Genomic DNA, 1562 nt, shown 5'->3' on the forward strand with positions numbered 1-1562 from the left:
GCCGATCGTCTTGGCGACGTAGTTGGCGGCGACGACGGCGTCGAGGATCGGCGAGCCGGCCGCGAGCGGGTAGTCGTGGTGGCGCTCGATCGCCTCGGTGACCGGCGCCGGGAAGTTCCAGCGGCGGGCGATCGCCCCGCCGACCTCGGCGTGGTCGCAGCCGTAGAGCGTGCGCTCCGCCTCGATGAACGAGCAGCCGGCGCGGCGGCACTCCTCGAGCGCGGCGTCCGCGTTCGCCTTGCGGTAGCGGACCATGATCAGCTTGCCGATGTCGTGGACCAGCGCGGCGACGCCGGCGGAGGCCGGAACGTCGGTCGGCGCGTCGTGGACGATCTCCCGCGCCGCCTGCGCGGCGACCGCGGAGTGAAGCCAAAGATCGTCCTCGGAGAGGTCGTAGAGCGGCGCGTCGCCGCCGACCTTCCGCAGGTAGCCGCCGAGCGCGATGTCGAGCAGCACCGGCGCGCCGAGGCGGACCACGGCGTCGCGCAGCCGCTCGATCTTGAACCGCCCGCCGTAGAGGGGCGAATTGGCCATCCGCAGCAGGTTGGCCGCGACGGCCGGGTCGTTCTCGACGATCTCGACGATCTCCTCGATCGCGACGTCTTCGTCGCCCATCACGGCGATCAGCCGCTGCGCGCTGATCGGCAGCGGGTCCAGCGACTCCACGTGACTGAGGAGACCTTCGTCGAGCGGCATCGCATTCTCCCCCGCCGCGACCGGGCGCGGCGGACCAAGGCTAACGTCGCCCCGCCGGCCCGCCCGGTCAAGCGGCCCGCCTGCCCGGCCCGGCCCGAGGAGCTAGACTTCCCCGCGATGACCTACAACTTCGATCCCGACCGCTGGTACGACAACAACCTCGCCGTCCTCGAGGAGCGGCGCCGCCGCGCCGAGCTCGACGAAGAGGCGTTCAAGGCCGCCGTGGCCGAGCTCGACGCCCAGTACGACGAGATGGTGGACCGGCTCGACCACTCCTACATGCTGCACGAGTAGCCCCGCCGCGTCGCCGCGGCCCGCGGGTCAGGCGCGGGGCGGCGGCGCCAGCTCGTCGCGCGTCGGATCGAGGAGGCAGGCATCGCCGCGGCCCGCGGGTCAGGCGCGGGGCGGCTCGACGATCCCGGCCAGCAGGTAGAGCGCCTTGGCGGCGACGTAGCCGTCCCAGAAGTCCGGCCCGGTCTCGACCAAGTCGGCCCCCACGACCCGCTTTCCCGAACGCCCCAGCTCCGCGAGCAGATAGGTGGCCTCGCGCCACGAGAGGCCGCCGGGGACCGGCGTGCCGGTGCCGGGGCAGAGCGAGGCGTCGAGGCCGTCGATGTCGAACGAAACCCAGACGTCGTCCGGCAGCGCGGCGACGATCTCGCGGGCCAGGGCGGCGAACGTCTCGCCGGCGAAGAGGCGCGAGGCGAGCGCGGCGTCGGTGAACCAGATCGAGCGGCCGTCGGCCGCGCGCGACGCCTCGCGCTCCTCGACGCAGAAGTCGCGCAGGCCGACCTGCACGATCCGCGACACCCCTTCGGTTTCGAGGGCGCGGCGCATCACCGAGGCGTGCGACGTGACGAACCCCT

General features: G+C 73.1%; 3 protein-coding genes. 1 reads left to right on the forward strand and 2 read right to left on the reverse strand.

Annotated features, from left to right (window positions below):
- On the reverse strand, positions 1 to 696 hold a 696-nt coding region (locus tag LLG88_04355), incomplete at its 3' end, for an HDOD domain-containing protein (GenBank protein MCE5246138.1).
- 117 nt (positions 697 to 813) lie between these two features.
- Between LLG88_04355 and LLG88_04360 the strand changes: the two genes are divergently transcribed.
- Positions 814 to 990, forward strand: coding sequence for a hypothetical protein (locus LLG88_04360; GenBank protein ID MCE5246139.1), 177 nt, complete (start codon positions 814 to 816; stop codon positions 988 to 990).
- A gap of 99 nt (positions 991 to 1089) precedes the next feature.
- Here LLG88_04360 and LLG88_04365 read toward each other — a convergent pair.
- The coding region (locus LLG88_04365; GenBank protein MCE5246140.1) for an arginase family protein at positions 1090 to 1562 on the reverse strand (473 nt) is incomplete at its 5' end.

Source organism: bacterium, from assembly GCA_021372775.1.
Taxonomy (GTDB): Bacteria; Acidobacteriota; Polarisedimenticolia; order J045; family J045; genus JAJFTU01.